This is a genomic window from uncultured Victivallis sp. (assembly GCF_944391105.1).
Lineage (GTDB): Bacteria > Verrucomicrobiota > Lentisphaeria > Victivallales > Victivallaceae > Victivallis.
This window is the reverse complement of sequence record NZ_CALXSK010000001.1, coordinates 255,109-261,658: the sequence shown is the minus strand read 5'-3', so window position 1 is coordinate 261,658 and position 6,550 is coordinate 255,109. Positions and strand designations below refer to the sequence as shown.

Annotated in this window: 5 protein-coding genes and 1 tRNA gene; 2 read left to right on the top strand and 4 right to left on the bottom strand. The window is 55.0% G+C overall.

Annotated elements, in window-relative coordinates; genetic code table 11:
* Positions 1–445: 445 nt before the first annotated feature.
* The 4 genes from Q0K10_RS01100 to Q0K10_RS01085 form a co-directional block, all read right to left on the bottom strand.
* Positions 446–523: transfer RNA gene (locus Q0K10_RS01100), tRNA-Pro, on the bottom strand.
* Positions 524–856: 333 nt separating this feature from the next.
* Entirely contained in the window at positions 857–3,463 is a 2,607-nt protein-coding gene (locus Q0K10_RS01095) for a hypothetical protein (RefSeq protein WP_294502011.1), read from the bottom strand.
* Positions 3,460–3,636 carry a hypothetical protein gene (locus Q0K10_RS01090; RefSeq protein ID WP_294502002.1) on the bottom strand — a complete coding sequence of 59 codons (177 nt, stop codon included), beginning with the start codon at positions 3,634–3,636 and terminating at the stop codon, positions 3,460–3,462. The genes Q0K10_RS01095 and Q0K10_RS01090 overlap by 4 nt, the downstream gene beginning before the upstream one ends.
* Positions 3,637–3,676: 40 nt before the next feature.
* The gene (locus Q0K10_RS01085) at positions 3,677–4,237 is read right to left on the bottom strand and encodes a hypothetical protein (protein WP_294502001.1); all 561 of its coding nucleotides are present in this window, start codon (positions 4,235–4,237) and stop codon (positions 3,677–3,679) included.
* 237 nt (positions 4,238–4,474) lie between these two features.
* Here Q0K10_RS01085 and Q0K10_RS01080 point away from each other — a divergent pair, with 237 nt between their 5' ends.
* Together Q0K10_RS01080 and Q0K10_RS01075 are read left to right on the top strand one after the other, a co-directional pair.
* A complete protein-coding gene (locus Q0K10_RS01080) occupies positions 4,475–5,047 on the top strand; it encodes a hypothetical protein (protein ID WP_294502000.1) in 573 nt (190 codons plus the stop codon).
* Between the two features lie 382 nt (positions 5,048–5,429).
* Complete coding sequence (locus tag Q0K10_RS01075) at positions 5,430–6,515, top strand: GntR family transcriptional regulator (RefSeq protein WP_294501999.1); 1,086 nt, start codon at positions 5,430–5,432, stop codon at positions 6,513–6,515.
* The last annotated feature ends 35 nt before the right edge of the window (positions 6,516–6,550 follow it).

Genomic DNA, 6,550 nt, shown 5'->3' with positions numbered 1-6,550 from the left:
TGCGCCGAAACGGTTTTGACGCACGAAAAAACAAGTGATTAACACGAGAGAGCCAATACTTTTGAAATTGGCTCTATGAATTAGGCAAATAAGGTGACCGACCTTTTGATTTTGTGAACACATGTCCTTTGCAAGCATATTTTACTTTATTCATTGATTACCAACATATTACTTTAATAAAAGATTTCCAAATGAATGTATGACAGAAAAAAATTGACGATCAAAAGTCGTTTTCTCGACGTGTGTTTCCGTCAAAAAATGCTCTCCGGACCAAAAGACCGGTCTTTTACTCCCCCGGAGAATTTACCGGGAGAGGGTCTGAAGCACACCTTCATAAGAGAAAAGCGGAGATTCTCCGCTGTCAGGAAAATGGGGCGTTGAGCTCAAATTTACCCCCAAAACGAAAAAACCGACCAGAAGACCGGTCGGCGGAGAATTTTCAAAATGGTCGGGGTGAGAGGATTTGAACCTCCGGCCTCTGCGTCCCGAACGCAGCGCTCTAGCCAGACTGAGCCACACCCCGCAGCTGTTCCATTAATATAGAACGTTTCCGGATAAATGCAAGCGCTGAATTCATAAACTTTGCACGATCTTGGCGGAATTTGCGATCCGCGTGATGGCGTGATACGCACCTCTTCCGCCGTTCAGACAAATTTTCAAAGAGAGATTCCCGGGGGAATGGCCTCGATTTGCTGCATCCCATCGCCGGGCGACTGAAACTGCCGAAATCATGTTCCTCTTTCCGCAGTCTGCGTGACCTTGGTCGATCACATCTGGGATAACACCACACTCCCCGCCGCCTGCTTGTACAAGTCGCCCGGCGGCGGTTCAGACCGTTTTTTGACAGCCTCAGGCGTCAGTCGGCTTTCTTCCCCCGTTTTTGACGCTCGAGCAGCCGGTCTGCCTCCACCCTGTTCTCCGCTGATGAACGCAGCAGAAGCGGAATAAGCGGATTAACCGTGAGCTCCGGATAGAAGATGTCGTAACGATCCTGACGGCGGTGTTCGCGGTCGGCGCGGATGTATTTCCCCCACAGTTCGCGCGCCTCCTGCCGCCGGTTCTCCTTTTCCGCCCGCAACGCCAGAAAATACCAGCCGATGTATGCCCCCCGTTCAGCCGCCTCGGCATAGGCCTTTTGCAACTCTTCCCGCGGGCGCTTCTGCCTTTCCAGCAGTTTCGCTTTCAGCAGGTACGCTGGAGCGTATTGGAGCGCGCAGAACGAGTCAATCTCTTTCAGAAGTTCAGGATAACGGCTCGGCATCGCCGCTCCCACCTCCTGTTCCAGAACGAAATAACGGGCTTTCCAGTTGCCGCCTTTTGCAGCCTTTCGGATGAGTTCCACTCCGTGTTTCCACAATTCGTCCTGCCTGATTCCGGCCTTGCTGCCGGGAATATCCCCGATGCAGAAATAATATCCAACCAGATATTGCGCTCCCGGAATCCCCGCCTCCGCCGCCGCTTCCAGATGTTCGAACCCGGAACGGAAGTCGTTCTCGTCCGGCTCGTCCTGTTCGAGCCGGGTATGCCCGCAGGGCAGGGATTCGTCCGCTTCCCCGGCCTCTCTGGTGACGAGTACGCGTTCCGGAGTCACCACGGAGCTGAACGGCCTCGGCTGTTTCATCCAGAGCCGGAGTCCAAGCAGAAAACGCGCTTCCGGCGTCTGATCTTCTGTCCAGCAGCGTTCGGCCTCCTCCCAGCCGGACCGCAGGAGTGTCTGCACGTTCGGAGAATCGCGGTGTGCCGCGGCGTACTCAAGCAAAAGATAGGCGGGATCTTCCCCGAGCCGCAGGGCATTCAGCGGGGTGAAATCGTCCGATTTGAGTTCGCCGTTCTGCGCCTGCAGCGTCAGCAGATACAGGAAACTGTCGAGCGCGCCGTGTTCCACGCCTTTCCTGAGGATCGCCACGGTTTCCGCGCGCGGTTGCCTTTCCCGGTTCCCAAACTCAAGATAACGCGCCGTTTCCAGATAAGCGGGGAGATATCCCCGGGAAATCGTCCGTTCGATCAGCTGCGACGTAAACCGTTCCGCCTCCTTTTCCGTTGCCGGGTGGCGGCGGAACGCATCGTGATAATGAATCAAACTGCGGTATGTGAACAGCCTCGGAGAGTATTCGGCACAGAAAAAGATCGTATTGTCGGCAAACAGAATATCCCGGAAGGTACAGCAGTCATGGATCAGACATTCCATGCCGGTTCCTCTCTGCTGTCCGGCGGCAAAGAGAACATACTCCGCCAACTCTTTCCGCCATCGTTTGCCGTTGGTGAACCTGGGCTGATGATACTTCCGCCAGAGGATCATCCCGCGCAGCATCCGGGCGGCGGTGCAGCCGGACTTCTCCGCCTGTTCGAGATACCGATCCGCTTTTTTCTGATCGCGTTCCACGCCGTACCCGCGATAATGGCAGACTCCAAGTTCATAATTCGCAAGGACATGACCGTCATCAGCCGCTTTCTCAAGCAAATTCAGCGCCTGATCGGGGCGGCAGCCGTCGCTGTAAAGCCATCGCAGGGCATAGGCGTATTGCAGATCCGGGTTGGAATTCGTTCGAACTTTCCGGTACTCCTGATCGGGGGAGTAGCGTTTCTTCGCCAGATCGGGCAGAACATAACCGTCATACGGATAAAGTCCGATCGACGGCTCCGGGAGTTCGTCGAGCAGTTCCGGAGAGTTGAACCGGAAGATTTTCGGCGGTGAAATTTCCAGATGGCGGCGCCAGCTGCCCTCCACATCCTGGCAGAGAATGCCGAACGTGCTGATTTCGATGCGGTTCCCTTTGATCGGATGTTCGTCGTGAAGTATGAATTTGCGGCCGTTCAGGAAATAGGTGTGCTCCCCCGTAGCCGTATCGAAAATGATCCGATACGTCCGCGGGCCGAATGCGGGGCCGTACCAGATCCCGGAAATTTCCGGTTGTTCCGGCCGGAGTTCATACGCGGTCTGAAAGGTTCGGGGGGAGTTGTTCCGACTGCTGATGTCGAGCAGTCCGTTCAGGTCGCGGTAATCGGACTTGAGTTTCTCCTCCGCGCTCCGGACGAGCTGAAACCGGAATTCCGCCGTGCTTCGGGTGTCGAGCGCGGGATAGGCGCGAAGTTTGAAATCGAGTACGACGAACCGTTTGGGCTTGACTTTTCTGCCGCCGAAATTGATTTGCAGCAAGCCCTTGATCCCTTTTTTCTCCGCCTTGCAGCGGTCGCAGCTGCATTTTTTCTCATGCGGTTCGCGATATTCGATTCCTCCGGTGCTCGTCCGGAACGCCTGTGCCTGAACCGAATGGCGGTCGCTGAGTCCGAATTTGTAGACGGCGCCGAGGGGGGTGTCGAACAATTTCTTGACCTCCCCGGTCTCTTTCCACTCTCCGGCGAGAACTTCGAGGTCGTCCAAATCAGCCGTTCCCCGAACCTCTCCGGGGGAGAGCAGCAGAAGCCCGAAGGCGAGGCTGAGCAGAAAGGCAAGGCGCTTCATAACGTTTCCTTTTTCTGGTCGGGGAGATCCGGTTGCGGGAACGGGCCGTCGCCGGTCACGGTCTGCCTGAAGGATACGCACTCCTCGGCCGGGCGGCCCCGCAGGGGGAAGCTCAGCAGAATGACCGGTAAGATCAGGAGAATCGCGAAAAAAACATTGTAAAAGCAAGCCATTTTCTTTCTCCCCGTTCCGATGCAAGTGGAACTTTATGCTCTATTTCCTGAGGCGAACCTTGAAGGTATACATTCCGAATTTCGTCGGGGAAAGGGTGAATACCCCCCGGTTGACACGGATGATTGCGGGAGAATAGATCAGGTAAATCTCAAGAAATTCGGGGAGTTTCTCGTCTTTCCATTGCGGGCTTTCGCATTCAATCAGAATCTGATGATGGAAAAAACCCGGTTCCATCACCTGCAGCAGATAACCCGCCGAGGAGCTTGTGCTGACTTGGGATATTCCCTCGGTCAGGGTGATTTTCGTATCGTAGAAAGCTCTTCCTGTGACAGCCGGACGCTCGTATTTGTCTTCTGCGTCAAAAAAATTAAATTGGCCCGTACTTTCGGCGCTGATCAGCAGTTCCAGTTTTTCGCACCACTCATCGGAATTGGCCTTGATGACGGTATCGGTTTCCACGATGAAAGGCAAGTCGTTCCTGGCGAATTGCTGAGTCATTTTCTCCTCTTTGAAGTCGACCTTGAACTGCAGGGGCGGTTCCCCTGCCAGGAGTTCGAACGCAACAGAAAGGCCCAGCAGACAGATCAGAAAACATTTCATTCGGTGAATCCTCCTTTCCCTTTCCACCCCGGATGCCTCTTGCTTCCGGGGCTTTCCGGGACGGTACTTATTTCCCATGAGAGCCTCTGACTTTCACGGCTTCCGCAGAAGCCTCTTCCTTACAGATACACCGGCTTCTTTTTTTTCGCAAGCAAGTCCGGGAAAATTTGTGCGGAAATGCGTTATCCGGCTTGAATTCACGGGTTGACGCAGTAAGTTAATGCCGGGGAGGCGGGTATGAGAAAATATGCGAATTTATTGATGTTCGGATCTTTATGGCTGGTCGGTGCAATTCTGCTCTGGATGTTTCCCGGCTTTGAGATGCGGGGCTTTGCGCTGGGGATGTCTGCCGGATATCTGCCGCTGCTCGGACTTGCGCAATTCGGAATCCGGCTGGAACATGAGTGGCCGCTGCTGACGCTGTTTTTGATGGTGCTTTTGAGCGGCGCCTTCGTCGCGCTGGCGGCGTGGACGATGGATCGCAGTCACGGGAAAATCGGCGTTCCCGCCGTTTTGCTGGCGGCGGGAATGCTGCTCGGAGTCGGTTGCGGAAGTCTCGGCGGGAGTTACGAGGCATGGGTCAATTCTCCGCCGGTTCAGCAGGCGATGGCGTCGCCCGAGATCAATTACGAGCCCACGCGCGCGGATTATCGGCAGCAGATCGTCATTCCGCGCCTGCTGGGCGGAGCCATGGCGGGACTTTATCTGGCCGCGGCGGTCGGCGGAGTCGTCGGCTGCGGAACGCTGCTGCTGCGCCGGTTGCGCCTCGGGGCGGCCCGTCAGGCGGAAACACTGCACGAGTTTCGGTGAAATCAGAAGAATTACGACGAGCTTTTCGTCGCGATGTGCCATTCCCGTTTTCGTGTTCGTACGGGAATGAATCGATTATGTATATTTGAATTCGCGGTTTCCTTCTTCTCTTCTTTCGATGCGTACGATCTTCCTCTTCGCAAAAAAGCAACTCATTTTGGGGCTGGAGAGACTGGGACGATTCCGCGGGACACTTTTTCCCGGGGAGGCGGGAACGGAATCTCTTCGGGCCGGCGCTCATCCTCCGCTTCAGGTGCGGCTTATTGCGGCTTAAATCCACGTTTTCAAAAAAAAATCGGAGCCTATTGACATTCCGGCCGGTTTTTGTTATAATATTCATCGGAACCCGGGGGAATCCCGATGGAAGAACAATCAGTGGATCATGATGCAGACCGATAGGAAACTTTTACTGGAGCCGCAGGCGAATCGCGGTGAATTGTCCCGGCGGCTGGCTGCCAGTCTGAAAAAAAATCTCGCTGCTTCCGGCCGCATCGGCCAGCGCATTCTCTCCAACCGTGAAATTGCCGCAGCAGCCGGGGTCAGTCAGGTTACAGCCCGCATGGCCGTAGCACAACTGCAGCGGGAAGGAGTTCTGGAGGTCCGCCCGGGGATCGGCACGTTTGTCCGGGCTCTCCCCGGACCGTTGGCGGTCCGGCAGTCGAATAGTCTTAAGCGGATCGGCCTGGTTCTTTCTCCGTGGGATCGTGAGAGCATCATCTCCTATGATCGAGTCAAGGTGTTCATCGATTTGATGGAGGCGGTCAATTCCACGGGATACCAGCTGCTGATTTTTCCTTATCTGCGCTGGCTGGAGTATGCGGACAAATCTCCTGAAGCGATGGTTACGGACAATGAACTGGATATGCTGATCTGGTTTCATGTCGGGCCGGTGGAAAGTTCCTTTGTGACGGCGCTGCATCAGCAGCACTTTCCGCAGCTGATCTTTTTCCGTCGTCAGTTCGGAGTGAATACCGCTGCGGTTTGCCACGATGAAGAGGGGCTGATGAGAGACCTGGCCGGCCGGCTTACCCCGGAAGAGCGGGAAAATCCGCTAATCATCACCGGACCGACCATGGTTTCTCCCTATTTTGAACGTATGCGCATTCTGAGGCGGGAATTGGCGGTGCACGGCGTTTCGCTGAATCCGGATCAGATTCTGCAATTGCCGGAGGATCCATATCCTGACTGGGCACCGCAGGTGATTACGGGTGCGATTGAGCGGAACCGCCCGGTTGTTCTGATTGATCTGGTGGGCTACGTCTCGATTCTCCACCGGTTCTGGCGAACTTTGAAATATCGGCCGCGCGTCATCAGCGTGACGGACGTCGAATTGCCCGACCGCGACTTTCACTACTCCGGATATCGGAAAAACCACAGCTATTCGATCGCCGGAATCATTCGAAATTTTCTGCATGAGCGATTTGATTTCAAAGATGTGATACTCGGATTCCGCCGTCATGAGAGATGACGTTCGCAACGGAATTCCGCATTCAATCCAAAAGA